At 64.9% G+C, this 26,536-nt stretch carries 25 protein-coding genes and 1 tRNA gene; 12 read left to right on the top strand and 14 right to left on the bottom strand.

The features are described 5' to 3' along the window. Window positions 1-132: 132 nt before the first annotated feature. The 3 genes from M2335_RS08370 (at window position 133) to M2335_RS08380 (ending at window position 3,472) form a co-directional block, all read left to right on the top strand. Window positions 133-1,740 (top strand): phosphoenolpyruvate carboxykinase, encoded by a 1,608-nt coding sequence (locus M2335_RS08370; RefSeq protein WP_264594377.1) that lies wholly within the window; start codon window positions 133-135, stop codon window positions 1,738-1,740. Between the two features lie 149 nt (window positions 1,741-1,889). Then, window positions 1,890-2,381 carry a hypothetical protein gene (locus tag M2335_RS08375; RefSeq protein ID WP_264594378.1) on the top strand — a complete coding sequence of 164 codons (492 nt, stop codon included), beginning with the start codon at window positions 1,890-1,892 and terminating at the stop codon, window positions 2,379-2,381. Between the two features lie 59 nt (window positions 2,382-2,440). Further along, window positions 2,441-3,472 carry a mechanosensitive ion channel family protein gene (locus tag M2335_RS08380; RefSeq protein WP_264594379.1) on the top strand — a complete coding sequence of 344 codons (1,032 nt, stop codon included), beginning with the start codon at window positions 2,441-2,443 and terminating at the stop codon, window positions 3,470-3,472. Between the two features lie 3 nt (window positions 3,473-3,475). On the opposite strand, the gene M2335_RS08385 is transcribed toward M2335_RS08380, so the two are convergent. From M2335_RS08385 to M2335_RS08395, 3 genes are read right to left on the bottom strand one after another with little or no spacing between them, the layout of a single operon-like run. Continuing rightward, window positions 3,476-3,799, bottom strand: a complete 324-nt coding sequence (locus tag M2335_RS08385; protein ID WP_264594380.1) for a YnfA family protein — start codon at window positions 3,797-3,799, stop codon at window positions 3,476-3,478. After that, complete coding sequence (locus M2335_RS08390) at window positions 3,796-4,281, bottom strand: NfeD family protein (protein WP_264570567.1); 486 nt, start codon at window positions 4,279-4,281, stop codon at window positions 3,796-3,798. Before M2335_RS08390 ends, M2335_RS08385 begins: the two co-directional genes overlap by 4 nt. A gap of 17 nt (window positions 4,282-4,298) precedes the next feature. After that, the gene (locus M2335_RS08395; protein ID WP_264579048.1) at window positions 4,299-5,273 is read right to left on the bottom strand and encodes an SPFH domain-containing protein; all 975 of its coding nucleotides are present in this window, start codon (window positions 5,271-5,273) and stop codon (window positions 4,299-4,301) included. Between the two features lie 92 nt (window positions 5,274-5,365). Between M2335_RS08395 and M2335_RS08400 the strand changes: the two genes are divergently transcribed. From M2335_RS08400 to M2335_RS08420, 5 genes are all read left to right on the top strand, one after another. Continuing rightward, on the top strand, window positions 5,366-6,214 hold the full coding sequence (locus M2335_RS08400; RefSeq protein WP_413716111.1) for an HpcH/HpaI aldolase/citrate lyase family protein: 849 nt from the start codon (window positions 5,366-5,368) through the stop codon (window positions 6,212-6,214). A gap of 54 nt (window positions 6,215-6,268) precedes the next feature. Then, window positions 6,269-6,610: a hypothetical protein gene (locus tag M2335_RS08405; RefSeq protein ID WP_264594381.1), complete on the top strand. Its 342-nt coding sequence runs from the start codon at window positions 6,269-6,271 to the stop codon at window positions 6,608-6,610. A 120-nt stretch (window positions 6,611-6,730) separates the two neighbouring features. Beyond that, entirely contained in the window at window positions 6,731-8,188 is a 1,458-nt protein-coding gene (gene guaB, locus M2335_RS08410; protein ID WP_264594382.1) for an IMP dehydrogenase, read from the top strand. A gap of 30 nt (window positions 8,189-8,218) precedes the next feature. Next, a complete protein-coding gene (locus M2335_RS08415; protein ID WP_264594383.1) occupies window positions 8,219-9,412 on the top strand; it encodes an RsmB/NOP family class I SAM-dependent RNA methyltransferase in 1,194 nt (397 codons plus the stop codon). 50 nt (window positions 9,413-9,462) lie between these two features. Next, window positions 9,463-9,972 carry a tetratricopeptide repeat protein gene (locus tag M2335_RS08420; protein ID WP_264575670.1) on the top strand — a complete coding sequence of 170 codons (510 nt, stop codon included), beginning with the start codon at window positions 9,463-9,465 and terminating at the stop codon, window positions 9,970-9,972. A gap of 20 nt (window positions 9,973-9,992) precedes the next feature. On the opposite strand, the gene rsmA is transcribed toward M2335_RS08420, so the two are convergent. From rsmA to M2335_RS08440, 4 genes are all read right to left on the bottom strand, one after another. Then, window positions 9,993-10,814 carry a 16S rRNA (adenine(1518)-N(6)/adenine(1519)-N(6))-dimethyltransferase RsmA gene (rsmA, locus tag M2335_RS08425; RefSeq protein WP_264594384.1) on the bottom strand — a complete coding sequence of 274 codons (822 nt, stop codon included), beginning with the start codon at window positions 10,812-10,814 and terminating at the stop codon, window positions 9,993-9,995. After that, window positions 10,811-11,839 carry a 4-hydroxythreonine-4-phosphate dehydrogenase PdxA gene (pdxA, locus tag M2335_RS08430; RefSeq protein WP_264594385.1) on the bottom strand — a complete coding sequence of 343 codons (1,029 nt, stop codon included), beginning with the start codon at window positions 11,837-11,839 and terminating at the stop codon, window positions 10,811-10,813. Before pdxA ends, rsmA begins: the two co-directional genes overlap by 4 nt. A 13-nt stretch (window positions 11,840-11,852) precedes the next feature. Next, window positions 11,853-13,223 (bottom strand): peptidylprolyl isomerase, encoded by a 1,371-nt coding sequence (locus M2335_RS08435; RefSeq protein WP_413715701.1) that lies wholly within the window; start codon window positions 13,221-13,223, stop codon window positions 11,853-11,855. 141 nt (window positions 13,224-13,364) lie between these two features. Continuing rightward, window positions 13,365-15,725, bottom strand: a complete 2,361-nt coding sequence (locus tag M2335_RS08440) for an LPS-assembly protein LptD (protein WP_264594386.1) — start codon at window positions 15,723-15,725, stop codon at window positions 13,365-13,367. Window positions 15,726-15,951: 226 nt separating this feature from the next. Here M2335_RS08440 and M2335_RS08445 point away from each other — a divergent pair, with 226 nt between their 5' ends. Both M2335_RS08445 and M2335_RS08450 read left to right on the top strand, forming a co-directional pair. Next, the gene (locus M2335_RS08445; protein ID WP_264594387.1) at window positions 15,952-17,406 is read left to right on the top strand and encodes a leucyl aminopeptidase; all 1,455 of its coding nucleotides are present in this window, start codon (window positions 15,952-15,954) and stop codon (window positions 17,404-17,406) included. Between the two features lie 61 nt (window positions 17,407-17,467). Further along, window positions 17,468-17,905 (top strand): DNA polymerase III subunit chi, encoded by a 438-nt coding sequence (locus M2335_RS08450; protein WP_264575676.1) that lies wholly within the window; start codon window positions 17,468-17,470, stop codon window positions 17,903-17,905. 25 nt (window positions 17,906-17,930) lie between these two features. On the opposite strand, the gene M2335_RS08455 is transcribed toward M2335_RS08450, so the two are convergent. Continuing rightward, the gene (locus M2335_RS08455; RefSeq protein ID WP_264594388.1) at window positions 17,931-18,671 is read right to left on the bottom strand and encodes a hypothetical protein; all 741 of its coding nucleotides are present in this window, start codon (window positions 18,669-18,671) and stop codon (window positions 17,931-17,933) included. Between the two features lie 171 nt (window positions 18,672-18,842). On the opposite strand from M2335_RS08455, the gene ndk reads away from it, so the two are divergent. Continuing rightward, window positions 18,843-19,265: a nucleoside-diphosphate kinase gene (ndk, locus tag M2335_RS08460; protein ID WP_181559849.1), complete on the top strand. Its 423-nt coding sequence runs from the start codon at window positions 18,843-18,845 to the stop codon at window positions 19,263-19,265. A gap of 74 nt (window positions 19,266-19,339) precedes the next feature. Here ndk and M2335_RS08465 read toward each other — a convergent pair whose 3' ends face one another. From M2335_RS08465 to moaA, 4 genes are all read right to left on the bottom strand, one after another. Next, the gene (locus tag M2335_RS08465; RefSeq protein WP_264594389.1) at window positions 19,340-20,557 is read right to left on the bottom strand and encodes a glycosyltransferase family 4 protein; all 1,218 of its coding nucleotides are present in this window, start codon (window positions 20,555-20,557) and stop codon (window positions 19,340-19,342) included. A gap of 109 nt (window positions 20,558-20,666) precedes the next feature. Next, window positions 20,667-20,741 (bottom strand) — tRNA-Asn (locus tag M2335_RS08470). 66 nt (window positions 20,742-20,807) lie between these two features. Continuing rightward, a complete protein-coding gene (locus M2335_RS08475) occupies window positions 20,808-21,581 on the bottom strand; it encodes an NAD kinase (RefSeq protein ID WP_264594390.1) in 774 nt (257 codons plus the stop codon). A 9-nt stretch (window positions 21,582-21,590) separates the two neighbouring features. Beyond that, window positions 21,591-22,574 carry a GTP 3',8-cyclase MoaA gene (moaA, locus tag M2335_RS08480; protein ID WP_264585138.1) on the bottom strand — a complete coding sequence of 328 codons (984 nt, stop codon included), beginning with the start codon at window positions 22,572-22,574 and terminating at the stop codon, window positions 21,591-21,593. 143 nt (window positions 22,575-22,717) lie between these two features. Between moaA and M2335_RS08485 the strand changes: the two genes are divergently transcribed. Beyond that, window positions 22,718-24,838 (top strand): putative bifunctional diguanylate cyclase/phosphodiesterase, encoded by a 2,121-nt coding sequence (locus M2335_RS08485; RefSeq protein ID WP_264594391.1) that lies wholly within the window; start codon window positions 22,718-22,720, stop codon window positions 24,836-24,838. A 10-nt stretch (window positions 24,839-24,848) separates the two neighbouring features. Here M2335_RS08485 and M2335_RS08490 read toward each other — a convergent pair whose 3' ends face one another. Together M2335_RS08490 and hemA are read right to left on the bottom strand one after the other, a co-directional pair. Continuing rightward, window positions 24,849-25,025 (bottom strand): hypothetical protein, encoded by a 177-nt coding sequence (locus M2335_RS08490; protein WP_181559792.1) that lies wholly within the window; start codon window positions 25,023-25,025, stop codon window positions 24,849-24,851. Window positions 25,026-25,199: 174 nt separating this feature from the next. After that, a complete protein-coding gene (gene hemA, locus M2335_RS08495) occupies window positions 25,200-26,420 on the bottom strand; it encodes a 5-aminolevulinate synthase (RefSeq protein ID WP_264572941.1) in 1,221 nt (406 codons plus the stop codon). Between the last annotated feature and the right edge of the window lie 116 nt (window positions 26,421-26,536).

A 26,536-nucleotide genomic window follows, 5' to 3' on the forward strand; every position in this document is an offset into this window, starting at 1 on the left:
GCACTGCACAACGGGTGGCGTTTGACGCTGGGCCATCAAACCCTTATGCGCCGGGGACGGGGCTGAATTTGAAGTTTTCTCGCGGAGGACGGCCGTAGGAGCCCGCCCTGCGTTTTTGCTTAGGAGACAGGTGTGCAGGTTATCTCTTCCTTTGGTCTTGGCGACCAAGGCATATCGACGTCGGCTGACGTCAAATGGAATCTTCTGACCGCGCCGTTGGTGGAAGAAGCGGTTCGCAACGGCGAGGGCGTGCTGGCCAAGGATGGGCCGCTGGTTGTCGAGACCGGCAAGCACACCGGCCGCAGCGCGAAAGACAAGTTCATTGTGCGCGATGGTACGACCGAGGACACGGTCGCCTGGGGCGACGTGAACGTGCCGATGACGCCGGCGCAGTTCGCCACGCTCAAGGCGGATTTCTTCGCGGCACTGGGCGACAAGAAGCAGCTTTACGTCGCCGACCTGTTCGGCGGGTCGCAGCCCGAGCATCGCGTCAACGTGCGCGTGATCAACGAGTTTGCCTGGCACAATTTGTTCATCCGCACGCTGCTCGTGCGCCCCGAGCGCGATGAGCTGGCGGGCTTCAAGCCCGAATATACGATCATCGATCTGCCGACCTTCCGCGCGAACCCCGCCAAATATGGTTGCCGCAGCGAGACGATCATCGCGGTCAACTTCACCGAGAAGCTGATCCTGATCGGCGGCACGGCCTATGCCGGCGAGATGAAGAAGTCGGTCTTCTCCATCCTCAACTATCTGCTGCCGGCCAAGGGCATCATGCCGATGCACTGTTCGGCCAATATCGGCCCGAATGGCGATACGGCGGTGTTCTTCGGCCTCTCCGGCACCGGCAAGACGACGCTCAGCGCCGATGCCAGCCGCACGCTGATCGGTGATGACGAGCATGGCTGGTCGGATACCGCCGTCTTCAACTTCGAGGGTGGCTGCTACGCCAAGATGATCCGCCTCTCGGCCGAGGCTGAGCCGGAAATCTTTGCCACCACCAAGCGCTTCGGCACGGTGCTGGAAAATGTCGTGATCGATCCCGACACGCGCGAGATCGATCTGGACGATGCGACGCTGGCGGAGAACAGCCGCGGCTCCTACCCGATCGACTTCATCCCCAATGCCTCGGCCGACAATCTCGGCCCGGTGCCGAAGAACATCATCTTCCTCACCGCCGATGCCTATGGTGTGCTGCCGCCGATCGCGCGTCTCACGCCCGATCAGGCGATGTATCACTTCCTCTCGGGTTATACCGCGCGCGTCGCGGGTACGGAAATCGGCGTGACCGAACCGCAGGCGACCTTCTCGACCTGCTTCGGTGCGCCGTTCATGCCGCGTCGCCCCAGCGTCTACGGCAATCTGCTCAAGGAGCGGATCGCCAAGGGCGGCGTGAAGTGCTGGCTGGTCAACACCGGCTGGACCGGCGGCAAGGCGACCGATCCGGGCATCAGCCGCATGCCGATCAAGGTGACGCGCGCGCTGCTCAACGCGGCGCTCGATGGCAGCCTGAACAACGCCGAATTCCGCATCGATCCCAATTTCGGGTTCGAGGTGCCGGTGGCTGTCGGTGATATCGACCCCAATATGCTCGATCCGCGCGCCGCGTGGAGCGACAAGGCGCGCTATGACGAGACGGCCGCCGAGCTGGTCGGCAAGTTCGTCGCCAACTTCGCGCAGTTCGAGGCCGACGTGGACGCGTCCGTCCGCGACGTGCTGAAGGCGCCCGTCGCGGCCTGAACCCGCGCCGGCTGACGCCTTTCGAGGCTTAAGAGCGGCGGCTGCCCATGCTAGGGTGGCCGCCGTTCTCATATCTGCGGGGGGTGCGCATGAGCAGATGGAATGGCCTGTCGGTCGCAAATGATGCCGCGCAAGCTTAGGGCGCCGTTGTGACGACGGATAACAATCATCGCTTGTTCAGCGATGCCGCCCCCATCCACGCAATTGGAGCGGGGCTGCTGGATTGCACCTTGCCGCGCGAGCGCTGGACGCATGAGGCCCACCTTGCCGCCTGCTTCTGGCTGATGGTCGAGCGACCGGATATCGATCTGGACCGGGAGATCGCGCCGACCATCCGCCGTTACAATGCCAGCGTGGGCGTGCCGAACGATGATCGCCACGGCTATCATGAAACGATCACGCGCGCGTTCCTCGGGGGAGTGCGGCTTTATCGGGCCGAGCATATAGGCGGTGATCTGCTCGATCAGGTCAATGGCCTGCTGACCTCAGCGCAAAGCGCGCGGGATTGGCCGCTCAATTTCTGGTCGCGTGAGCGCCTCTTCTCGGTCGAAGCGCGGCTGTCCTACAAGCCGCCGGACCTGGAAACGCCTGCGCTGGCAGCGTTGCTTCCCTATCTGCCGCGGGAACCGGATCGCGCCTGAGCAGTAAAAGGGACATGTTTCCCCACCATTGGACCCTGCCGCCATTATTGGAATCGCTGATGCTGGGCGTTCTCGCCGTTCTGGCGGCTCTGGCTCTGCACTGGCTCAGCGTGCGGGTGCTGCGCCGTCTGCTGACCCATGCGCATTCTGAAGGTGGCCTCGCCTTGCTCCGCCGGGCGCAATGGCCGTCGCGCTGGCTGCTGGTTGCCTTCGCGCTGGCGTTCCTCCGTCCGTCGCTAACGTTGGGAGAGCGCGGTCACCTGATCTGGAGCCAGGCGGCGGCGATGATCGTGCCGGGATTGATCGGCTGGCTGGCCGTTGCCCTCATTCGGGGCACGCAGGATGTGGTCGAGCAGCGGACGGATATCAGCGTGGCCGACAATCTCCGCGCCCGGCGAAAGCGAACGCGGACGGGCATTCTCGGCAGGATCGCCGTGGTGCTGGTGATCTTCATCACCCTGTGCCTCATGCTGTTCAGCATCCCCTCGGTGCGGGCGGTGGGTGTGACACTGATGGCCTCGGCCGGCCTTGCGGCACTGGCGGTCGGCGCGGCGGCGCAGCCCTTGCTCAAAAACGTAATCGCGGGCATCCAGCTTGCCTTCACCGAGCCGATCCGCATCGATGACGTTGTCATCATCGAAGGCGAATGGGGCAAGATCGAGGCGATCTACATGACCTATGTGGTCGTGGCGGTGTGGGACGAGCGACGGCTGGTCGTGCCCATCTCCCGCTTTCTCGAAGACAGTTTCCAGAACTGGACTCGTTCGACAAGTCAGTTGCTTGGCTCGGTTTTCTTCCATCTCGACCCAACGGCCGATATCGATCAGTTGCGTGCCCGCTATGAAGCGATCGTGGCTGCCTCGCCGCTCTGGGATGGGCGGGTGAAGGTGCTTCAGGTGACGGAGGTGCGCCCGGACGCCATCGAGGTGCGCGGCCTCGCCAGCGCGCGCAATGCGGGCGAGGCATTCGACCTGCGCTGTGAGATTCGTGAGAAGGTGCTGGCCTTCATCCGCGATGAGATGCCTGAGGCGCTGCCCCGCCACCGCGGCCTGCTGGCGCGGGATGTCACTGAACGGGCGCATGCCGGGTGATCGCTAGGCTGTGCGTGGCCCGAAGACGATGATCGCGGCGCCGCACAAACAGACTGCGCCGCCCAGCACATCCCAGCGATCCGGCCTGGTGCCCTCTGCAAGCCAGAGCCAGGCAAGCGCGCTGGCAATATAAACACCCCCATAAGCGGCGTAAGTCCGCCCCGCATAATCGGCTTCCACCAGCGTGAGAAGCCAGGCAAAAACCGCCAGTGAGGCAAGGCCCGGGAGCAGCCAGAGCGGTGATTTGTCGAGCCGCAACCATGCCCAAAATGCAAAGCAACCGGCGATCTCTGCCAGCGCCGCGCCGATAAAGGCGAAAGCAGTCATTCCGGCTCCGGCATGTCCTTGCCGTCACGGGCCAAGTCGGGCGGGGCGAGCGGAGTGGGCAGGGGTTCGACAATCAGCGCCGCGCCCTTGGTGCCCGTCACCCGCACATAGCTGCCTGCATCTGCATCCGGCCCGGTCGCCGTCCAGCTTCCGTCATCCACCTTCACCCGACCGACGCCATGATTAATCGGTTCGACCACCAGCAGTTCGCGGCCAACAAGGCGCGCGGCCCGGTCATTGAGCATCGGGTCTTGGGATGCGACCGGGCGGGCGAGATACCAGAGCCGTCCGCCGCTCACCGAAATGGCCGTGAAGATGGCAAAGGCGAGCAGCTGGAAGGCCGGGTTGATCGGCAGGACCAGACTGAGCCCGGCCGTGAGCGCCGCAGCCACGCCCAGCCAGATGAGAAACACGCCGGGCACGATGATCTCCGCCCCGGCGAGGATCACCGCGAACACACCCCAGAGGATGGAAGGATGCATGCCGTCCAGCATCGGCGTCACGGCGTCCGCGTGTGAGGCACGCCGGTGCCGGACACGGGCCGTGCAGGCTGCGTTGCTGCATGATCGCCCAGCGCTTCCTTGGCGAGCTGGCCGATGCCGCCGAGCGTGCCGATGAGCTGGGTAGCTTCCACCGGGAAGAGGATTGTCTTGGCGTTGCTGGAGGTCGCGAACTTCTCCACCGCCTCGACATATTTCTGCGCCACGAAATAGTTGATCGCCTGGGCATTGCCGCCCGCAATGGCCTCGCTCACCACTTGGGTCGCCCGCGCCTCGGCCTCCGCCTCGCGTTCGCGCGCCTCGGCGTCACGGAACGCTGCCTCACGCCGGCCCTCGGCTTCGAGGATCTGCGCCTGCTTGGCGCCTTCGGCCCGCAGGATCTCGGCGCTTTTGAACCCTTCGGCATCAAGGATATTGGCGCGCTTCTCACGCTCGGCCTTCATCTGCCGGGCCATCGCGTTGACGATATCCTGCGGTGGGCGGATGTCCTTGATCTCGACGCGGGTGATCTTGACGCCCCAGGCATTGGTGGCGTGGTCCACCACGCTCAACAGCCGGGCGTTGATTTCATCCCGCTTGGAGAGGGTCTCGTCCAGGTCCATCGACCCCATCACCGTGCGCAGATTGGTGGTCGAGAGTTGGAGCAGGGCCGTATTGAGGTGGCTCACCTCATAAGCAGCCTTGGCGGCATCCAGCACCTGGAAGAACACCACCGCATCCACGGCCACCATGGCATTATCGCGGGTGATGATTTCCTGAGACGGAACATCAATCACCTGCTCCATCATGTTGATCTTGCGGCCAACCCGGTAGAAGAAGGCGGGGTAGATGTTGAAACCGGGAGACGCGACTTCGGTAAACCGGCCGAACCGCTCAATGGTGTAGCGATGGCCCTGCCGGACGATCTTCACGCTGGCAAACAGATAGAAGATCACCAGAATGGCGATGAACATTGCGAACGTGACCAGATCCATGGTCGATAGCCTCCTGCGCTTGCGGTCGCTACTATGGCCCTTCAGAACATTGCCGGAAAGCGGAATCGGCAGGATAAGAGGATTGAAAAGGCATGCAGAAGCGTCGTCCGGTCGAAAGAATTGATTTGCCTTTGCGCCTCGTACGGACGCTGCTGTTCGTCCCGGCGTCGCGCCCGCGCGCGATTGAGAAAGCGCGCCAACTCGACTGTGACTTCATTATTCTCGACCTTGAGGATTCGGTGATCGCCGAAGACCGCGACGCGGCCCGGCAGCGCGCCGTGGAGGCTGTGCAGGCCGGGTTCGACGGGCGCCCCTGCGCCATCCGCATCAATGCCGAGGGGCGTCCCGAGCATGGGCTGGACATGGTCGCGGCCCGCAGTGCCGGGGTGCCCTATGTCATCGTGCCCAAGGTGATCGAGGCCCGGCAGGTCCACGACGTCAATCGTGTGACGCAGCGGCCGGTCATTGCGATGATCGAGAGCCCGGCGGGGATCATCAATGCCTTGTCCATCGCGCGCGAGCCGGGCGTCGCAGCCCTGATTGCCGGCACTAACGATCTGCGCCGGGGCCTGGCCGTGCCGCCTGATGCACCGCGCAGCGCGATTTCCTACTCGCTGCAGTCGATCGTGCTGGCGGCGCGCGCCGCCGGTGTCGCCGCGTTCGACGGCGTCTACAATAATCTGGAAGATCCGGCCGGTCTTGCCGCCGAGTGCGACGAGGGGCGGCAGATGGGGTTCGATGGCAAGACCATCATCCACCCCAGCCATATCGACATCGCCAATGATGCCTTCTCCCCCAGCGGCCCGGCGGTGGAACAGGCCCGCGCATTGGTTGAGGCCTTCACCGGTGGCGCCCAGCGCTATGATGGGCGCATGATCGAGGCGATGCACGTCGAGGAAGCCAAGGCGATTATCGATCGGGCCGAACATCTGCGCAGCTAGGCTTTGGATCGCGTCGTAACGGATCGCTAACCTGCTTTCTTTACGAATCGCTACATGGATATTCCCGCCGCTTATGTCGCCCTGACGGAGGGGAGCCTGCGCTTTCTCGCCATTTCGCACGAGCGCGCGCACCTGATCGGCGGCTTGCTGCTCTATGCTCTGGTCGCTGCCTGGCCGCTCACGCGCCGCCATCCGGCCTTGCCATTTGCTGTGGTGGCGCTGGCCGAGCTCATCAATGAGAGCCTGCAGGCCGCTTATTACCGGTCGCTACGCCTTGATGATACGCTGGCCGATCTGGTCTGGACGCTTGCAGTGCCAGCCCTCCTGCTCGCGTTGACGCAGATGATGGCCGGCGGTCGTGCGGGGCGCGGGGTGGTCCGTCCCGCCCTCGGATAGGCGCAAACCAGCCTTCGCGCCCTTCTCTTTGACGACCCCCTAGCCCTGCACGGGGGAAATGGTTACATGGGCCGCCACTGATTCCCCCAAGGGGTCTCTCCAGATCAGGTGGCGACATATATGGACATTCGGCTCGGCCTCACTTTCGACGACGTGCTTCTTCAGCCGGGCGAGTCCGATGTGCTGCCGAGTCAGGCCGATGTGTCCACGCGGGTCAGCCGCAATATTTCACTGAATATCCCCATTCTTTCCTCGGCCATGGACACCGTAACTGAGGAAGACATGGCCATCGTGATGGCGCAGCTTGGCGGCATCGGCGTCTTGCACCGCAATCTCTCCATCGAGGAGCAGTGCGCGGCGGTGCGCGCGGTCAAGCGGTTCGAGAGCGGTATGGTCGTCAACCCGATCACCATCGGCCCGGATCAGCCTTTGTCGGAGGCGCAGGCGCTGATGGCACGGCACAAGATCAGCGGCATTCCGGTTGTGGAGTCGACCGGCAAGCTGGTCGGCATCCTGACGAACCGCGACGTGCGCTTTGCCGAAAACCCGGCCCAGCCGGTGCGCGAGCTGATGACGCATGAGAATCTCGCGACCGTGCGTACGGGGGTCTCGCAGGACGAGGCCCGCCGCCTGCTGCATCAGCGCCGGATCGAGAAGCTGCTGGTGGTCGATGATGCGTTTCGCTGCGTCGGGCTCATTACCGTCAAGGATATCGAGAAGGCGGTCACCTATCCGCAGGCCACCAAGGATGCTTCCGGCCGCCTGCGCGTGGCTGCAGCAACGACGGTCGGCGACAAGGGCATTGAGCGCACCGAGGCGCTGATCGATGCGGAATGCGACCTGATCGTCGTCGATACTGCCCATGGCCACTCCAAGATGGTGGCCGAGAGCGTCGCGCGTATTCGCAAGCTCTCCAACGAGATTCAGCTCGTGGCCGGCAATGTCGCCACGGCAGAGGCCACGCGCGCGCTGATCGATGCCGGCGCTGACGGCGTGAAGGTCGGCATCGGCCCCGGTTCGATCTGCACCACGCGCGTGGTTGCCGGTGTCGGCGTTCCGCAGCTCACCGCAATCATGGATGCGGCGGAGGAAGCGCTCAAGAGCGGTATTCCGGTCATCGCCGATGGCGGCCTGCGCACCTCGGGGGACGTTGCCAAGGCGCTGGCTGCGGGCGGCGCTGCGGTGATGATCGGATCGATGCTGGCCGGCACGCAGGAAGCACCGGGCGAGACGTTCCTTTATCAGGGCCGGGCCTATAAGAGCTATCGCGGCATGGGATCCGTCGGTGCGATGGCGCGCGGCAGCGCGGATCGCTACTTCCAGCAGGACATCAAGGATCAGATGAAGCTGGTGCCGGAGGGGATCGAAGGCCAGGTGCCCTATAAGGGGCCGGCGCGCGATGTCATCCACCAGCTGGTTGGCGGTGTGAAGGCCGCCATGGGCTATACCGGCAGCAAGACGATCCGCGAACTGCAGGAGCGCGCCCGCTTCGTGCAGATCACCAATGCCGGCCTCTCCGAGAGCCATGTGCATGACGTGACGATCACGCGGGAAGCGCCGAATTATCCCACACGATAACGATATACGCCCTGCACCGGGGGCAGCGTTGTGACGCCTGCCGCGCGGATGCAGGCCGCGATCGACCTGCTCGATCTCATCATCGCCAGCGCGCGCGATGATGGCGCTGCTGCCGATACGCTGATTACCCGCTATTTCCGTGAGCGTCGCTACGCCGGATCGAAGGATCGCCGGGCGGTGCGCGATCTCGTCTATCGTGCGGTCCGGGCCTATGGCGATCCGCCGGCATCCGGCCGTGGGGCCATGGCGGGTCTGGCGCGCGAGGATGCGGCGCTCGCCGCGCTGTTCGATGGCTCGGCCCATGCGCCGGCGCCGTTGGGCGAGGCAGAGTCTGGCCCGGATGGCTCCCGCCTGCCGGGCTGGATCGCCGATAGGTTTTCCGCCCTGATCGATGAGGCCGAGCAGGCGGCCCTGCTCGACCGGGCGCCTCTCCACATTCGGCGCAACCCGTTGATCGCGAGCAATGCCGAGACGCTGGCCCGCTGGCCGGATGCCCGGCCGATCGAGGGCGCAACATATGGCTATGCGCTGCCAACCGGCACGGACGTGCCCGATGATGGCACCGCCGAGGTGCAGGATGCCGGGAGCCAGTTCATCGCGCAGGCTTGCCGCGCCGCGCCGGGCCTGACGGTGCTCGATCTGTGCGCAGGGGCAGGGGGTAAGACCCTCGCTTTGGCCGCAGACATGGTGAACGACGGCGGTCTTGCTGGGCGGCTGATCGCGGCCGATGCGGTGCGGGACCGCCTCGCCAGATTGACGCCGCGTGCGGACCGCGCCGGCTATGGCGGGCAGATCGAAACACTGCTGCTCGATTCCGGGCGGGAAGAGGCAGGCCTCAGGCCGCTCGCCGGGCAGTGCGACATCGTGCTGATCGATGCGCCCTGCAGTGGATCGGGCACCTGGCGGCGCAACCCCGAGGCGCGCTGGCGGCTCACACCCGCGCGGCTGGAGCGCGTGGTTGCGTTGCAGGCGCGACTGCTGCGGCTCGCGCTGCCGCTGGTGAAGCCGGGCGGGCGGCTCGTCTATGCGGTCTGCTCGTTGATCGACCGGGAAGGGCGCGATCAAATTCAGCAAATCGTCAGGACCGATCCCCTATGGCAGCCGGTACACTCTACCGGGTCGGAACAGGCGCCGGGTCGTTCATGGGGCGAGGGCATTTTACTCACGCCTGCACATGACGGAACCGACGGCTTTTTCTTCGCGGTGCTTGAAAAACCATGCTAGCGTCGTCGACCATGGCGTCTGTTGCGCAGGGCTCGATCTGGGAGACAATCATGCGGTTCACCCCCGCCTCCATTTTACTTGCGAGTGCGCTTGCCCTGTCGGCGAGCAGTGGATTTTCCCAGCAGAGCGCGACGCCCGCGCCCAGCCCGCGCGCAGCCGAGTGGATGGCGAAGGGCAAGGCGGCGGCAGATGCCGGCGATCTTACCAAGGCCCGCGATGCCTACGAAACGGCGCTGCTTCTGGCGCCCGATCAGCCCGGCATCTTCATGTCGCTGGCCAAGATCGCCCGCGCCCAGAAGCTCCCCGGCAAGGCGATCCGCTATTATGGTCGCGCGCTGGATCTGGAGCCCGGCAATCAGGCGGCCCTGCAAGGCGAAGGGCTCGCGATGCTGGACAAGGGCGCGGTGGAAAGCGCCCGCGAGACGCTCGCCAAGCTGCGCCTGCTCTGCAAGACGCAATGTGCCAGTGCGGATCAGCTGGCCGCCGCGATCGCCACGACCAAGCCGCCGGTGACCACGGCTGAGGCGGTGACCAACGCACCGAAGGTCGAGCAGCAGTAAATTTCGCGCTGTGAACTTGCTCAGCGCCCCATCAGGCGCGCGAGCATCACGAAATCGTCCACGCTGAGTGTCTCGGCGCGGCGGCTGGGGTCGACCCCGGCTTCCGCCAAAGCATCGAGCGCGCCCTGCAGCCCCTTGAGGCTCTGCCGCAGCATCTTGCGGCGCTGACCGAAGGCGGCGGCCGTCAACCGGCTGAGCGTTGCGACCTCGACGCCGCCGGGCGCGTCGGCCGGGACGATATGGACCACAGCGGACATGACCTTGGGGGGCGGCGTGAAGGCGGAGCGATGGACTTTCATCGCGATGCGCGCACGGCTGCGCCACTGGGCCAGTACCGCGAGCCGCCCATAGGCATCGCTGCCGGGCTGCGCGACGATCCGCTCGGCAACCTCGGCTTGGAACATGAGCGAGGCGGAGAGCCACCAGGGCGGCCACACGCCGCTCTCCAGCCAGCCGACGAGCAGGGCTGTGCCGATATTATAAGGCAGGTTCGCAACGATATGCGCCGGTCCTCCGCAGACCTCCACGGGGTCGACCCGCAACGCGTCATCCTCGATGACGCGCAACTGGCCCGGAAAGGCCGCTGCGACTTCGGCCAACGCCGGAATGCAGCGGGCATCACGTTCGACGGCCGTGACCTGCGCGCCGGCGCGGAGCAGGGCACGGGTCAGCCCGCCGGGACCGGGGCCAACCTCGAATACGCGCGCGCCGGTCAGATCCCCCGGAATCGCGGCGATGCGATCCAGCAACTGCTCGTCCAGCAGGAAGTTCTGGCCCAGCGCCTTGCTGGCCCGCAGGCCATGCGTGGCAATGACCTCGCGCAGCGGTGGAAGTGGGGTCATGAGGGCTGGCAGGGATCGACCCAGGCGCGGCGATTGAGCTCGGCCTGCTGCGCCATGCGAATGGCGGCGATCATCGCGCCGGGATGCGCCTGATCCTTGCCCGCCAGATCGAACGCCGTGCCATGGTCGGGCGAGGTCCGCACGATCGGCAGGCCCAGCGTGATGTTGACGCCCTCGTCAAAGTCCAGCGCCTTGATGGGGATCAGCGCCTGATCGTGATAGCAGCACAAGGCCGCATCGTAGAGCGCACGGGCGCGGGGCGTGAACAAGGCGTCCGGCGAATGCGGCCCGGAAATGTCGAGCCCGTCTTCGCGCAATTGCTCGAGCACCGGCGCAATCAGCGTTGTTTCTTCCGTGCCGAGCATCCCATTTTCGCCGGCATGAGGATTAAGACCGGCCATGGCGAGGCGCGGGTTCTCGATGCCGAACAGGCGCTTGAGACCGCGCGCGGTGGCCAACGCGCGGGAGCGGATGAGCGCGGCAGTGAGTGCCTCCGGCACCTCTGTATAGGGAATATGGATGGTGAGCGGCACAACCCGTAGCGAAGGGCCCGCCAGCATCATCACCACATTGCCGCGCGAGACGCCGCAGCGCTCGGCCACGAACTCGGTTTGACCCGGGTGCGTGAAGCCGACTTGGGACAGCTGGGATTTGGAGACGGGCGCGGTCACAAGGGCGCTGGCGCTTTCCGCCCTCACCAGCCCCGTGGCCGCTTCCAGCGCTTGGAACGCGCAGCGCGCGCCATCGATCGAGGGCTGGCCGGGGATGATCTCACCGGCGTCGGCGACCTGCAGGCAGGGCAGCGCCTTGCCGAACACCGCATCGGCTTCGATCGGGTCGCCGATCATCGCTACCGGGCCTTGCCAGACCGCAGCGATGGCGGCGCTGTCACCGACCGCAAAGAAAGGCGGGAGAGTGTGCGCGTCCCGCGCTTCCCAGGCTTTCGCGGTGACCTCCGGGCCGATCCCTGCGGGATCGCCCAGCGATATCGCGATCGGCCGCGGCAGCGCGGACGCGGAATACATCGTGCGGAAGACGTCAGTTATAGTCGATCACCGCATCGCGACGGAGGTCGCGGAGATATGTGCGTGCACGCTTGTTCACGCGGTCTTCCTCCATCTGCGCCATGATCGACTCCACCGAGGGTGCGCTCGCGTCTGGCGGATCGTCCCGGCCGCATAAAACGAGCGCGCGGACGCCTTCCGTTGCCGAGCCAAAGGGCGGCGTGGATTCGCCGACCTGCATCGAGAGCAGAATGGACTGGAGCTGCGGCGGCAGGTTGCGCGCCTGAATATCGTTTTCGATGACTGTCGCACCGACGCCCTTGGCCATCGCCTCTACCGATCCACAGCCCTGAAGCTTCTTGAGGGCTTCCCCGAATGCGTTGGCCCGGCGCTGGGCTTCGGCCGCCGATGTGCCGGCGGGAAAGTCGATGGCGACCTGCTTGAGGCTCAGAACGGCGTCGCGTGCGTCGGCCATCAGCACCTGGCGCTTGTCGATCAGATAGACGAGCGAAAATCCGCCCGGAATAGCAATCGGGCCGGCGATCTGGCCGACCTGAAGCTGCTGCGCAGCTTCGGCCAGTGGCTCGGGCAACTGCGCGGCGCGCACCCAGCCAAGGTCGCCGCCGACCGCGGCGGTCGATGCTTCCGAATATTGCCGCGCATAGGCCTGGAACGAGCCACCCTGGCGAATCTGCGCCATGATCTTCTGGGCGTTTTCGGCCACCTGCTGGCTGTTCGACGGGTTGGCGGAGAGATAGATCTCGCCGATGTGAAACTCTTCCTTGCCCTTGGCGGCCTGGAGGCGCTCATAGGTCGAGCGGACCTCGTCCTCGGAGACGTTCACGAAAGGCTGGACCTGACGCCGCAGCAGGCGGCTCCAAGCAACCTCGCCTTCGATCTGGCGCCGGATGCTGCGTGCGGACGAGCCCTGCGCGGCAAGATACTTCGCGAAATTGTCCGGCGTGTAGCGGAAGTTCGCGGCGACGCGGGCGAAGTTCTCGTCAAGCTCGGCGGCGGGGACGCGAATGTCCTTGGCCGCTGCCTCCTGAATCTGCAGCGTCTCGTCGATGAGGTTGCGCAGCACCTGCAGGCGCAGGCGGTCCTTTTCCTCGGCGCTGACATTGCCGCCATTGGCGAGAACCACCAGTGCGAGCCGCTGCTCCACATCCGTCTGGGTAATGACCTCGCCGTTCACCAGCGCCGTCGCAGTGCGGACATTGGGGTCGCGCTTGCCGAAGAGCACCACCGAGGCGGGAATATCGAGCGCGGACGCGGTGGCTCCGGCGGCATCCTCGGTCTGGCCTTCCGGCGCTTGAGCAATGGCTGAGCACGCCAAAAGGCCCGTCGCGGCGCCTGCAAGAATCCGGGCGGTGAAACGGGAGGAAATCCTTTTCACGCTGTTCACGTCAGTCAAACTTGCTCTCCATTCAGAAGCAGGCGGCCTCAAGAGGCCGCGACCTGCCCGGCGGATTAATGCGCGGCGGCTGAACCGGGCCTGAGCGACGGATGACGCCCGGCCTTCACACCCTTTGCGAAGCTGGAGTCTTTACAGGCCGAGATTCTTAAATACCAGCCGCAGTTGAAACGAATTGCCGCGACGGGCATCGCCGACCGTCTGGTAATCGCGCCGCCAGGTGAAGCCGAGTTCCAGGCAGTCATCCTCATAGGCGATGCCGAGGCGGTGACGCACCGGCTCGAAGCCGGACAGCGTGCTCGTCGTATCGTCCCGCTGGCCGGTCAGATCGATGTTCGTCGAGCCGAAGACCGACCAGAAGCGCGCAAAGGCGACGCGCGCTGCGAGGCGGATTTCTTCGACATCGCGCAGATCCTCGACGCCGGACGTGATGTTCCGGTCCAGTCGCAGATAGCCGACCTCGGCATAAGTGCGGCGCGTACCAACCGTCGCCTCGATCTCGTTGCGTCGGACGGCAAAGCCATCCTTGTCGAGCCGGAAACGGTGGGTGAAGGACAGAAAATCCTTATAGCGGATTTCCGACCGACCAACGATGTCTGACAGCCGATCGGATAGCCCGGTGCCATTGGGCAGCAGGGACGGGCGGTCATCTATGCGGTAGCTCTGACCGACGGTGGTATCGAACGAGAAATTCGGCAGGTCGAAGCGGTAGTCGAACCCGTAGGTGATGCGCGTCGAATCCTCGAAGCGGTCATAGCCGGGGAAGCGATTGAGCGCGAAGAGGTTGGAATCCTCCAGGTCAATCGCGCGGGCATCTTCGTTCGGCACATTCAGATTGGCGAGGCGCGGCGCGGCAACCAGCTGGATGCGTGGTGTCAGGCGCTGGGTGCCGCCAAAAGCCTGCCCGATGAACGGCCAGCGCACATCGAGCGCCAACGCGGCGATTCCTCGCGTCTGCCAGCCTTCCTCACCGCGATAGACCACCGTTGGCGAAAGATCGTTCTGCGCGCTGTTGTAGACGTCGCCACGGGCATAGGCGGTCAACGAGACTTCCTGTCCCATGCCGGTCAGCCGGCTCTGCTTCCAGGTGAAGCCGACGAACGCGCGCTGGGTATCCTGCCCATCCGTGCGGAGGATCGACAGGCTGTTGGCCTGCAGTTCCACCCGTCCGCCGAATAGCGGATCGGTGGTGCGCAGGCGGTAGTCGATGGCGGGAATGGCGATAGGAACCTGGCCGGCCCGGTCCCCCGAGCGCAACGACTGGAAGGCCCAACCGGCAATCGAGAGATAACTGCGCGTGCCGATCCGCTCAAGATTGAGCGTGGAGCGCAGCCGGTCCTCGTGGCTCAGGTCATAGCGATTGAGAAAGGTGCGGTCGGACGCGTAACGCAGCGATCCGGTCAACGACCAGAGCGGGTCGAACTGGAATTTGCCGCTCGCAGCGATGTAGCCGCGCAGACGCTCATCGCTGGTGACATCGGTTTCGCCCGTGACCGGCGTAACGGCGCTGACTGTGCCGTAGCCGGTGATCTGATAGGCGCCTTTGGGCAGGAGTGCGCGATAGCTTGCGCCGAGCATCGGCAGCACCGCGCTGTAGACATAGGGCGTGAGCGTCAGATCGCGATTGGGCGCAAGCCGCCAGTAATAGGGCTGTACATATTGCACGCCGTTGCGCCGATCATAGCCGATATCCGGCACCAGCAAGCCGCTGCTTCCTTCATCGCCAATGCTGTGGCGCAGGCCCGGCAGGGGAAGCAGGGGCAGGCCGAACATGCTGACGCGCGCATTCTCATAACGCACCCGCTGGCGAGCCTCGTCCAGAATGACGCGATCGGCCTGAATCTGCCAGGTCGGCTCCTTGGGGCAGCCCTTGACCGTCTCGACCTTGCAGGGCGTGAACGCCGCCTTGTCCAGCACGTAGATATTGTCGGTGCGCTGGGCCTTTACCGCCGCCAGACGATTCTCGCTGTTGGTGACGATCAGCAGATTTTCGATGACGCCGTCCCGCAGGCTTTCGGTGACGTCCATCTCGTCGGCATAAGCGCGGTCGCCACGCTCATTGACGAGCAGCACATCGCCGCGCGCGATGACGGTGCCGGCCTTGCGATCCCACTCCACCTGATCGGCGGACAGATTGGCATCCTGTCGGGCAACGCGGACATTGCCGGAGGCGCGCACGATATCGGCATTGCTGTCGTAGTCGATCCGGTCGGCCTGGAAATTGATCTCGTTCTTGGAGACCGGCGCTGCCGGCATGGGCACGGCCTCGGCCTCTGCCTTCGCCGGGCGGTCTTGAAAATCGGGTTCAGCGCCAGCGGGAATATCCTGCGGCGCCACATTGTCGATGGTGAGCGGCGGTTCGCCCTGCGTAGGCGGCTCGGCCTGCGTCTGGGCGTAGGCCGGCGCGGCCATGACCATCGCCAGAATCAGAGCTGGCGCGCTGATGCACAGGTGCACGCGCATCATGGTCCGCTCGCGCGTGTCACGGCTCATCGTGGCAACCAATCGTCATTCTCCCAGCGCGGCTCGCGGTCTGCGCGCGCCGTGTGCAACGCTGCCCTATTGCACTGCAGCGCCCGCTCCGCAATTGCCTTCCCAAGCGTGAAATCGCGCTTAACGGTCCCTTTGCCGTGGCATACCCCCTGGCAAGGCGCTATTCCGCTTCCATATTCACACCAGGTCATCTGGCCACATAATTCCTTTCCAGGAGCTTGTATCCATGCACATTGCCATTTCCGCCAGTCGCCCTGCCGACATGGACTGCCTCGTTTTCCCGGTCGCAAAGGGCGCCGCCGTGTCGCCGGGCATCGAGGCGCAGGCTCTGGCGGCGCAGGCGGCGGAGGCATCGCGCTTTGGCGGCGAGGCAGGCGCCGTGGTGGAACTGTTCGTGGCCGAGGCGGGCAAGACTCTCCGCGTCCTGCTCGTCGGGACGGGCGAGGGCACGCCGGCCGATCTAGAGAAGGCAGGCGGCGCGGTGACGGCACGGCTGCAGACCTCCGGCGTCAAGCATGTCGCGATCGATGGCGCGGGGCTTACCGCCGACGCGCTCGCCCGAATCGCGCTGGGGGCCGAACTGCGCGCATGGCGCATCGACACCTATCGCACTAAGCTGGCGGAGAAGGCCAAGCCGACGCTCGAAACCGTAACGCTGGTTCATGAGTCCGGCGATCTGGCGGCGCTCGTGGATGATGCTAAAGCCGTCGCACAAGGTGTTGCATTCACGCGCGAACTGGTCGCCGAGCCAGGCAACATCATCTATCCCGAGAGCTTCGTAGAGCGCTGTCGGCATCTGGTCGATCTCGGCATTGAAATCAGCGTGCTGGATCAGACGGATATGGCCAATCTCGGCATGGGTGCGTTGCTCGGCGTGGCACAGGGCTCGGTGCGCAAGCCGCGCATTCTTGCGATGCGTTGGGACGGTACCAATGGCGCGCAGGCCAAGCCGCTGGCGCTGGTCGGCAAGGGCGTCACCTTCGATACCGGCGGCATTTCGCTCAAGCCCGGTGCGGGCATGGAAGACATGAAGTGGGATATGGGCGGCGCCGGTGCCGTTGCCGGCGCGATGAAGGCGCTGGCCCTGCGCAAAGCACCCACGCATGTCGTCGGCATCTGCGGGCTGGTCGAGAATATGCCCGACGGCGGCGCGCAGCGTCCCGGCGATATCGTCAAGACCATGTCCGGCCAGACCGTGGAAGTGCTGAACACGGACGCCGAGGGGCGTCTGGTGCTGTGCGATGCGATCTGGTGGACCCAGCAGACCTACAAGCCCGAGACGGTGATCGATCTTGCAACCCTCACCGGGGCGATGCTGATCTCGCTCGGCAGCGAGCATGGCGGCTTGTTCAGCAATGACGATGGTCTTGCCGAACAGCTCCTCGCGGCCGGTCGCGAGAGCGGTGACAAATTGTGGCGCTTCCCGCTGTCGCCCGCTTATGACAAGCTGATCGACAGCCCCATTGCCGACATGAAGAACATCGGGCCGCGTTATGCCGGCTCGATCACGGCGGCGCAGTTCATCAAGCGCTATGTGCAGGAGGGCGTAAAATGGGCGCATCTGGACATTGCCGGCATGGTCTGGGCCGACAAGCCCGGCGCGACATGGGAGAAGGGCGCCACCGGCTATGGCGTGCGCCTGCTCGACCAGTTGATCCGCGATCATTATCAGGCCGGTTGAGGTCTTGCGCATATTTCGGCCCGGCCTTCGCAGCCGGGCCGGATCGCGCTAGAGCCGCAACATGCAGGTGGATTTCTATCAGCTCAGCCGGGATCCCGTCGAGGCGACGGTACCCGCCATCGCGCGCAGGGTGCTTGATGGCGGCGGGCGGCTGCTGGTCGTTTCCGCCGAGCGCGACCAGCTCGACCGTATCTCCGAGGGTCTGTGGAGTGCTGGGCCGGAGAGCTATCTGGCCAACGATCATGCGGATGCACCCATGCCGCAGGTCCAGCCGATCCTCCTTGCGCCGAGTTGCGATGCAGCCAATGGCGCGCGGCATGTCGCGCTGGCCGATGGCCTGTGGCGGGATGAAGCGCTGGGCTTCGAGCGGGTTTTCTACTTTTTCGATGATGCCACGGTGGCCGGTGCGCGGCTGGCCTGGAAGGCGCTGAGCCGATCGGAGGACGTCACGCCGCGCTTCTGGAAGCAGGATGGCGGGCGGTGGCGCCAAGGGCCTTGAGGCACCGCCGGCGCGCCGGATTCGCTCACCGCATGTGACGCGGCTTCTTGGTGGTATCGGCGCGCGCTTCTGCGTGACGGCTCTTGAGGGACGTCGGTGCGCTGGCCTGAAGAAATTCACGGCCGCTCAGCCCGTCTCCGCCGCGTCGGTTGAGCGGCGGTTCGAGCGTTTCGATCAACAGCGCTTCCATGGTTCTGAGCATATTGGCTTCGCTCCAGCACGCGCTTTGCGCGAAAGGCAGATGCTGACTGGCGTCTCGCAGGCCGAACCAGGAAAAGCGATTCCACCGGCCGGCAAGTCGGTCGGTCGTATGCGTCTTGAGTCGCGCATAGAGATCGTTGCTCGCACGCCCGACATAGACGGTCCGCGCGCCATCCTGCAGCAGATAAAGACCCACCTGACGGGCAAAGTTGAACAATGGCGTCCCTTTGGTGCGCCGGCCGAGGAGGAGGGGCGGTCCAGACCAGGGCACCAGTTCGCGTTTCCAGAACATGCCAAAGGCATTCAGGCTCTCGCCCGGTCCGAGGTCGGGCCAGCAAATGGCAGGATATTGGGAAGCCCGGTTGCAGGTTGAGCTTTTACGCGCAGCGGCTCGAGCCAGTGCCGGCTCCGCCGCCTCTGCTGGTAGGGTCAGGCAGGGCGTCGTCACCGTCGCCGCGTCCGGAAAGCGGCGCAGCTGCCCCGGCGCAATGCTGTGAAAGCGCAGCGACCCGTCATCATGCCTGTCGATCCGATAAATGGATTCCTTCGCCTCCGCGCCCTGCATGTTCCCATTCCCCCTTTGCGCACTCAACTATGGCAAACTGTAACAATTTGAACTCAAAGCGCTTAATTGATCGTAACCCGTTGGGGGACTGCTGCTCTTGATCGGTTGTCGCTTCGCGGGTAGAGCGCGCGCGACCTCAACTCGTTCGTTTTCTTTACCGGAGCATTTCTCATGGCGGCGACCCGCACCTTCTCGATCATCAAGCCCGACGCGACCCGTCGCAACCTGACCGGTGCTGTCACCAAGATGCTGGAGGAAGCCGGCCTGCGCGTCGTGGCATCCAAGCGCATCCACATGAGCCGCGAGCAGGCTGAGGGTTTCTACGCGGTGCACAAGGAGCGTCCCTTCTTCGGTGAGCTGGTCGAGTTCATGATTTCCGGCCCGGTCGTCGTGCAGGTTCTGGAAGGCGAGGACGCCGTGAAGCGCAATCGCGACATCATGGGCGCCACCAACCCCGCCAATGCCGAGCCCGGCACCATCCGCAAGGAACTGGCCGAGTCGATCGAAGCCAACAGCGTTCACGGGTCGGACAGCGAAGAGAATGCCGCGATCGAGATCGCCTACTTCTTCAAGCCGGAAGAAATCGTCGGCTAATCGGATGGCCGTCTAACCGTCGGCCTTCTAAAAAAGGGCGCCAGACCATCGGGTCCGGCGCCTTTTTGTTTGGCTTAACGCTGCCGGCCGGAGGCTGCTTCCGCCTTGAAATAATCGAGCAAGGTCTGGGCCGATTTGAACAGATCGTGCCGCTCTTCCACGCGGCGCCGCCCCTCGGCGCCCAGCGCAGCCCGCTGATCGGGCGTGGCGCGCATGATCCCGCGCAACGCCTCGGCAATGGCGTCCTCATCGCCAGGCGCGAAAATCCAGCCGCAGCCCTCGTCCAGCAACTCGGGAATGCCGGCGATGGTCGTGCTCAGCACCGGTCGGCCGATGGCGAAGGCTTCCATGATCCCGATGGGCAGGCCCTCGGCATAGCTCGGCAGCAGCATGGCGCGACCGGCGAGCAATTGCTCCCGCACATAGGCGCCAGTGCCCCAGCCGTGCAGGATGACATGATCCTCGACGCCATGTGCCCGGATCGCCTCCCGCAGCGCCGCCTCGTCGTCGCCACCCCCGATCAGCTCGACAACTAGGTCTGGAAACTCCCCGATCACGGCAGCGACGGCGGGCGGAATATGAATCTGGCCCTTGTTGGCGCACAGGCGGCCGATGCAGATCACACGGCTGCTCTCGGGCGGGGCGGGCTGATAGGGGAAGTCGGCGAGATTGATGCCGCAAGGGACGATGCGGACCTTCCGGGCAGCCTCTGGGGCCTCGTCAAGGATGCGATCGTGGCAATAACCGGTGATGGCAACGATGAAGGCCGCGTCGCGCGCCTTCTCGCGGATGGAGAGGCGGGCCGGCTCGCCGGGCACCAACTCATCGGGACCATGGACCGTGAAGCTGTAGGATGGCCCGCCTAGCCGCCGCGCCAGCATCGCCACCGTGGTCGCGTTGGTCGAGAAGTGGGTGTGGACGTGATCGATCCCTTGCGCATTGGCGCGGCGGGCGAAAGCCATGGCCTCCAGCAGATAGGCGACGTGGGCGACGAGGTTTCGCCCCGCGTTGCGCCACACCCGCCACCAGAGCGGCAGCACCCGCAGCGTTCTGACCGGATGCAGCAGGCAGGTGAGCAGCACGTCGCACAGCAGCGCAGCCTTGCTGCCGGTGATGATATAGTGGGTGCGCGCCTGTTCGGCGATATCTTCCGGGTCGACCAGCTTACCATCCCAGTGCCGCAGGGCAAAACGCTCGACCGGCTGACCAAGCGCCTCGATCGCACCGATCTCGCGACGGATGAACGTCGTGCTGATCAGCGGATACATGTTGAGAAGATAAGCAAGTTTCATGGCCGACCGCTCATGGGAGCGGAGAGGCGAGCCTGTCAACGCGGCTAACCCTTTTTGCGGCAGTGCGGGCCGGCAGGTCCGGCCGAGCAGTCCGGCAATGTGTGGAAAGTGGCTCCCCGAGTAGGATTCGAACCTACGGCCATTCGATTAACAGTCGAATGCTCTACCGCTGAGCTATCGGGGAGCAGCCGGGCTTTCGTCCGGCGAGGCCGCGCCTATAGCAGCGGGTTTGAAAGAAACGCAAGAGCACTCATGAGATAAATTGTTCAGCCGCGATCCGATCGTCGAGCGTGTGCTCAGGATCGAACAAAAGCGTGAGCGGCATGGCGAAATCCACGGCGATCTCGACCTGCGAGACGTCGCGCACTTCGCGCTGGTCGGCCACGGCGGAAACCGGACGCTTGACGGGGTCGACCACGCGCAGCCGAATCTTGCTGCGCTCCGGCAGAATCGCGCCCCGCCAGCGGCGCGGACGGAAGGGGCTGATCGGCGTGAGCGCGACGAGGCCACAGTCGAGCGGGAGAATGGGCCCATGTGCCGAGAGATTATAGGCCGTGGAGCCGGCTGGCGTGGCCACCAGCGCGCCGTCGCAAACCAGTTCCTGAATCACGACTCGCCCATTGACCGAAACTTCGAGCCAGGCGGTCTGGCGCGTCTCGCGCAGAAGGGAGATTTCGTTGATCGCGGGCATCGCGAAGGTTTCACCGCTCACTGTCACGGCGTGCATCCGCAAAGGGTTCACCTTGAAGGCCTTGGCCTTGTCGAGGCGCTGGTCCAGCCCGTCCTGCCGCCATTCGTTCATCAGGAAGCCGACGGTGCCGAGGTTCATGCCGAACACGGGTACCCGGCGATGGCTCTCCAGCAGCGCATGGAGCGTCTGCAGCATGAAGCCGTCGCCGCCCAACGCGATGATGATATCGGCCTCGTTCATGGCCACGAACGGGATGACCGCCTGCAGCCGCCGCGCGGCTTCCTGCGCAGCGTCCGTGGGCGAGGCGAGCAGGGCAAGTTTGCGATCAGCCATGAGGTGGCGTTATCCGCCCGTCACGCTCATGTGGCGGCGCGTGGCGGGCTGCGCGCCAGCCGCGACGCTGAAGTCATGTGCCAGCGGCTTGGCAGCCAGCGCCCGGTCGAGCAGGGCGTCGATCCCCGCGACACCCTGTTCGCGGAATGCGGCCTTGAGATCGATATGATCTTCATGCCCCAGGCACATGTAGATGCGTCCCTGGCAGGTGAGGCGCATCCGGTTGCAATCGGCGCAGAAATTCTGGGAGAGCGGCGTGATGAGGCCCAGCCGGGTCTTGAGGCCGGAGAGGGCAAAATAGCGCGCCGGCCCGCCGGTGCGGTCATCCAGCGGGATGAGAGCGTGCCGCTCGCGAATCGGAGCGATTGCCTCGATCAGCGGCAGGAAGCGATCCGAGCGATCCTCTGCCACTTCGCCGAGCGGCATTGTCTCGATCAGGGTGAGGTCGAAGCCCTGCTGCGCGCAATAATCGAGCAGCGGCAGCATCTGGCCTTCGTTGGTATCCCGCAGCGCCACAGTGTTGAGCTTGACCTTGAGGCCCGCCTGCCGCGCGGCCTCAAGACCGCCGAGCACCTTGGCGATATCGCCCCCGCGCGTCACATGCGCGAAAATGTCCGGATCGAGCGCATCGAGGCTGACGTTGATGCGCCGGATGCCGGCATCGAACAGCATGTCGGCATAGGTCGCGAGTTGCGTGCCGTTGGTCGTCAGCGTCAGTTCGTCCAGCCGGCCGGCCTTCACATGGCGCCCCAGCGCACGGGCGAGGTCGCCGAAATCACGACGCACGAGCGGCTCGCCGCCGGACAGGCGAATCCGGCGGACGCCCCGGGCAATGAAGCGCTCGGCGATGACTGCAATTTCCTCCAGCGTCAGGATTTCCCGCCGGGGGAGGAACTGCATTGTCTCGCTCATGCAGTAGCGGCAGCGCAGATCGCAGCGATCCGTCACCGAAATCCGCAGATAGTCGATGCGGCGACCGTGACTGTCGCGCATGGCCGGAGCTGCGTCGGGGAGGCTGTCGATTGCGTTCGCCATACGCATTAGCTAGGCGATGCGGGGGGAAGGCGCAACCATCGCGCGTCGGTTGCGCTCGATCCCGTCCGCTAATCCACGAGCCTGAACGGATCGCGACCATTGTGAGTGAGCCTGCCGCAACCCGGCCCCATGAAGAGGGCGACCAGTCCTCCGGCCTGTCCGGGGACATGGGCGGGCTGCCGCTGTTCATTCTCTCGGCCGCGCACCGTGACGCGCTTTCCGCCTGTGCTGCGCAGGCCGGGTGGAAGCCCATCGCGGCGCGGCGGTTGGACCGGGCCGAGAGCCGCTATCTCGGGAGCCTAGCGCGCATCGCGGTCATCGATCTGCGCGGCGTGACGCCGGATGATGCCCTCGAAATGGTGAAAGCCCTTGCCGCCGCCGTCGAAGCCTCCGGGGGCGCCTTGCTGCTGCTCGTTGAAGACGTCGGCGCGCCGCACGTCCCCGGGCTGATCGCCGCCGGCGCCACCCATCTGCTTGATGGCGAGATCGACGAGGCCCGCTTCACCATCGCGCTGCGCACCGCGGACAAACTCGCCGAGCGATTGATCGGCAGTCTTGCCGCGGCGGGCAACCGCCATGCTGTCGCACGCAGCGATGGCCTGTTCTGGCGCTGGAACGGGGCGGAGCGGACGCTCGCGATCAGCCCGGCGCTGGGCGATCTGCTGCGGATCATGGTGCCGGATGCCGATCATGCCCGGCTGGGCATTGCCGATCTGGTCCGCGCGCTGGATCGGGCGGACCGGGCAGGGGCCGTGGCCGCGATCCGCCGCGCCGTTGACGACCTGATGCCCTCCGCCTTTGCCCATGCCGTCCCGTCCCAGCCGGATCGACGGCTGGTCCAGCATCTCTATCCGGACGCGCAGGGCTTTAGCGGTGAGGTCGAGGAACTCGATGTGCATCATCGCGCCAACCGGCGGGATCGGGACCCGATGACTGGCCTTGCCAGCCGCCAAGGCGCGATCCGCTGGCTCGACCATCATTTGGCGCAAGGGCGGCTGCCGGCGGTTCTGCTGATCGGGCTTGGCGATTTCGACCGGGTCAACAGCGCTTATGGGCGGTTGGTCGGCGATGCGATGCTCTCTCGGGTGGCGATCCGCCTCCAGCGGCTCGTGGATGCCATGGCGCCGCGCGACTCGCTGGTGGCGCGGATCACCGGCACGGAGTTCGTCATCGCCGTGCTGGGTGGGCCTGAAACCGCGCTGCCTTCCGTCGAGCGGGCAACGCTGCTCGCGCAGCAAATCGTCGCGGAAATCAGTCGGCCTTTCAACGCGGGCGACTATCTCATTCGCCTGACGGCGCGCTGCGGCCTTGCGCCCGGTCAATCGGGCGATGCGGCCGAGACGATTCTGCGCCGCGCGAGCAATGCGCTCGCGGACGCCCGGCGCGGGAGTGCGCAGGGCGGCATCCGCATCCGGGTGGCGGACGAAGCCAGCCGCATCGTGGATGACGATCGCTTGCAGAACGACCTGCGCCACGCCCTCGATTCCGGGCAGATCCAGCTCCTGTTCCAGCCGCAATATGCCATGGAGGATGACAGCATCGTGGGCGTCGAGGCGCTCGCCCGCTGGCAGCACCCCCATTATGGCGAGATCGGCGCCGGCGCGCTGTTTGCCATCGCCGAGCGATCCGATTTCATGCTGCCGCTCTCCGATCATATTCATGCGCGGGCATTGGCGGAGGCGGCGGCATGGCCCGATGAGCTGCGCGATCTGCGGTTAGCGATCAACGTGACCGCGGCCGATATCTCCGAGCCGGATTTCCTGCAGAACTTCCTCCGGACCGTCGATGCATCGGGCTTCGCGCGCGAGCGTTTGACCGTCGAACTGACCGAAAGCGGCCTGGTCGAGCATCTCGCCGGCGCCTCGCTTCTGCTCACGCAATTGCGAGAGGCGGGGCTCAAGGTCGCGGTCGACGATTTCGGAACCGGCTATTCAAGCCTTGCCTATCTCAAGGCCCTGCCGCTCGATTATCTCAAGATCGACCGGAGCATCGCGCGCGATATCGAGGGCACTGCGCGTGATCGTGTGATCGTCCGGGCGATCATCGATATGGGGCGCTCGCTGGGGCTGGGCGTGATCGCCGAGGGTGTGGAAACCGAGCAGCAACTCGCGCTTCTCGCGCGGGCGGGCTGCACTTGCTATCAGGGTTTTCTGCGTTCGCCGGCCATTGCCAGCGACAAGCTCGCCGATCTCGTGCGCACGAGCCAGCGCCCCGCCACCTAGCGCGGCCAGATCAACCGTAACGCAGTTCACCCCGGAAGGGCAGATTACGACGGGCAATTTCGGTGTTCACCGCCTGTTGCAGCGGGGTATTCGACTCGCGCGCAGCCGCACGACGGGCGATTGCGTATAACTCGGCATCGAGCATGGCTCTCGCCATGTCCGTGCATTCGTCGGTTAATTTTCTCATCGGATGTCCCTCCTATCGAGGGGCAAAGCGGAATTCCGCGCACCGTCTGCTGCAATGCACAGCCGACTCGATGATAAACAGCGAAACTCCCCGCCTCAACGCGAGAAGTGTAACACAGCTGGCAAAAAATGGGTGGGAAATCGGAACCGCTCGCCCGATTTCCCGTGCCGCCGATCAGGCCGCCTTGCGGAACTCCAGGTCCAGCCGATCCCAAATCTCGACCAGCGCGGAGACGAGCTCACGCATCATCTCTTCGCTGTGGGACGGGCCGGGCGTGAACCGCAGCCGCTCCGTACCACGCGGCACGGTGGGGAAGTTGATGGGCTGCACATACACGCCATATTCGGCGAGCAGAATGTCGCTGATCCGCTTGGCCTTCACCGGATCGCCCACCATCAGCGGCACGATATGGGTGACCGACGGCATGACCGGCAGATTGGCATTGGCCATCTCGGCCTTGAGGAACGCCGCTGCAGCCTGTTGCGCGTCGCGCTCGACCTGGCTCTGCTTGAGGTGACGCACGGCCGCGAGCACGCCGGCAACGAGCACGGGCGAGAGGGAGGTAGTGAAGATAAAACCCGGCGCATAGCTGCGGATCACATCGATGATCACCTTGTCGGCAGCGATATAGCCGCCCATCACGCCAAAGGCTTTGCCCAACGTGCCCTCGAGGATCGTGATGCGGTGCGCCGCCTCGTCCCGCTCGGTGATGCCACCGCCGCGCTGGCCGTACATTCCTACGGCATGCACTTCATCGCAGTAGGTGAGCGCGTTGAACTCATCGGCAAGGTCGCAGATGTCGTGGATGGGCGCCACGTCGCCGTCCATCGAATAAACGCTCTCGAAGGCGATCAGCTTGGGCGCATCCGGATCGGCCTCGGCCAGCAGTTCGCGCAGATGGGCCACGTCATTATGACGGAACACGCGCTTCTCGCAGCCCGAATTGCGGATGCCCGCAATCATCGAGGCGTGGTTGAGCGCATCAGAAAAGATGATGCAGCCGGGCAGCAGCTTGCCCAGCGTGGCGAGTGTCGCCTCGTTGGAGACATAGCCGGATGTGAAGAGCAGCGCGCTCTCCTTGCCGTGCAGGTCAGCCAGCTCGGCTTCCAGATCGATATGATAATGGGTGTTGCCGCCGATATTGCGGGTGCCGCCGGAGCCGGCGCCGACATCGTGCAGCGCCTCTTCCATGGCCGCGATCACCTTGGGATGCTGGCCCATGGCGAGATAATCGTTGGAGCACCAGACGGTGATCGGCTTCGGACCGTTATGCCCGGCAAAGCAGCGCGCATTGGGGAAGGCGCCCTTGTTCCGCAGAATGTCGATGAAGACCCGGTAGCGGCCCTCGCCATGCAGGCGCTCGATCGCCTGCGTGAAAACATGCTGATAATTCATGGTCGGCAGCTTGTCCCGTCTCGATACCGCGCCTCTAGCGGTCTATGGCTCGCAATTCCACTGATAATGGCTTGCAAGTCGATATTGGCGTCTAATGATGTGGCGCCGCTACGCTT

This window comes from Sphingobium sp. B12D2B, from assembly GCF_025961775.1.
In the GTDB taxonomy this organism is placed as follows: Bacteria; Pseudomonadota; Alphaproteobacteria; order Sphingomonadales; family Sphingomonadaceae; genus Sphingobium.

Excerpts from the sequence above, each read along its gene's own strand:
- M2335_RS08455 (WP_264594388.1), bottom strand. The coding sequence starts at position 18,671 with ATGCAGGGCGCGGAGGCGAAGGAATCCATTTATCGGATCGACAGGCAT.
- M2335_RS08450 (WP_264575676.1), top strand. The coding sequence starts at position 17,468 with ATGCAGGTGGATTTCTATCAGCTCAGCCGGGATCCCGTCGAGGCGACG.
- M2335_RS08380 (WP_264594379.1), top strand. The coding sequence starts at position 2,441 with ATGCTGGGCGTTCTCGCCGTTCTGGCGGCTCTGGCTCTGCACTGGCTC.
- ndk (WP_181559849.1), top strand. The coding sequence starts at position 18,843 with ATGGCGGCGACCCGCACCTTCTCGATCATCAAGCCCGACGCGACCCGT.
- M2335_RS08390 (WP_264570567.1), bottom strand. The coding sequence starts at position 4,281 with ATGCATCCTTCCATCCTCTGGGGTGTGTTCGCGGTGATCCTCGCCGGG.
- M2335_RS08420 (WP_264575670.1), top strand. The coding sequence starts at position 9,463 with ATGCGGTTCACCCCCGCCTCCATTTTACTTGCGAGTGCGCTTGCCCTG.
- guaB (WP_264594382.1), top strand. The coding sequence starts at position 6,731 with ATGGACATTCGGCTCGGCCTCACTTTCGACGACGTGCTTCTTCAGCCG.
- M2335_RS08475 (WP_264594390.1), bottom strand. The coding sequence starts at position 21,581 with ATGGCTGATCGCAAACTTGCCCTGCTCGCCTCGCCCACGGACGCTGCG.
- M2335_RS08465 (WP_264594389.1), bottom strand. The coding sequence starts at position 20,557 with ATGAAACTTGCTTATCTTCTCAACATGTATCCGCTGATCAGCACGACG.
- M2335_RS08490 (WP_181559792.1), bottom strand. The coding sequence starts at position 25,025 with ATGAGAAAATTAACCGACGAATGCACGGACATGGCGAGAGCCATGCTC.
- M2335_RS08445 (WP_264594387.1), top strand. The coding sequence starts at position 15,952 with ATGCACATTGCCATTTCCGCCAGTCGCCCTGCCGACATGGACTGCCTC.
- M2335_RS08440 (WP_264594386.1), bottom strand. The coding sequence starts at position 15,725 with ATGAGCCGTGACACGCGCGAGCGGACCATGATGCGCGTGCACCTGTGC.
- M2335_RS08405 (WP_264594381.1), top strand. The coding sequence starts at position 6,269 with ATGGATATTCCCGCCGCTTATGTCGCCCTGACGGAGGGGAGCCTGCGC.
- M2335_RS08400 (WP_413716111.1), top strand. The coding sequence starts at position 5,366 with ATGCAGAAGCGTCGTCCGGTCGAAAGAATTGATTTGCCTTTGCGCCTC.
- rsmA (WP_264594384.1), bottom strand. The coding sequence starts at position 10,814 with ATGACCCCACTTCCACCGCTGCGCGAGGTCATTGCCACGCATGGCCTG.
- hemA (WP_264572941.1), bottom strand. The coding sequence starts at position 26,420 with ATGAATTATCAGCATGTTTTCACGCAGGCGATCGAGCGCCTGCATGGC.
- M2335_RS08395 (WP_264579048.1), bottom strand. The coding sequence starts at position 5,273 with ATGGATCTGGTCACGTTCGCAATGTTCATCGCCATTCTGGTGATCTTC.
- M2335_RS08385 (WP_264594380.1), bottom strand. The coding sequence starts at position 3,799 with ATGACTGCTTTCGCCTTTATCGGCGCGGCGCTGGCAGAGATCGCCGGT.
- pdxA (WP_264594385.1), bottom strand. The coding sequence starts at position 11,839 with ATGTATTCCGCGTCCGCGCTGCCGCGGCCGATCGCGATATCGCTGGGC.
- moaA (WP_264585138.1), bottom strand. The coding sequence starts at position 22,574 with ATGCGCGACAGTCACGGTCGCCGCATCGACTATCTGCGGATTTCGGTG.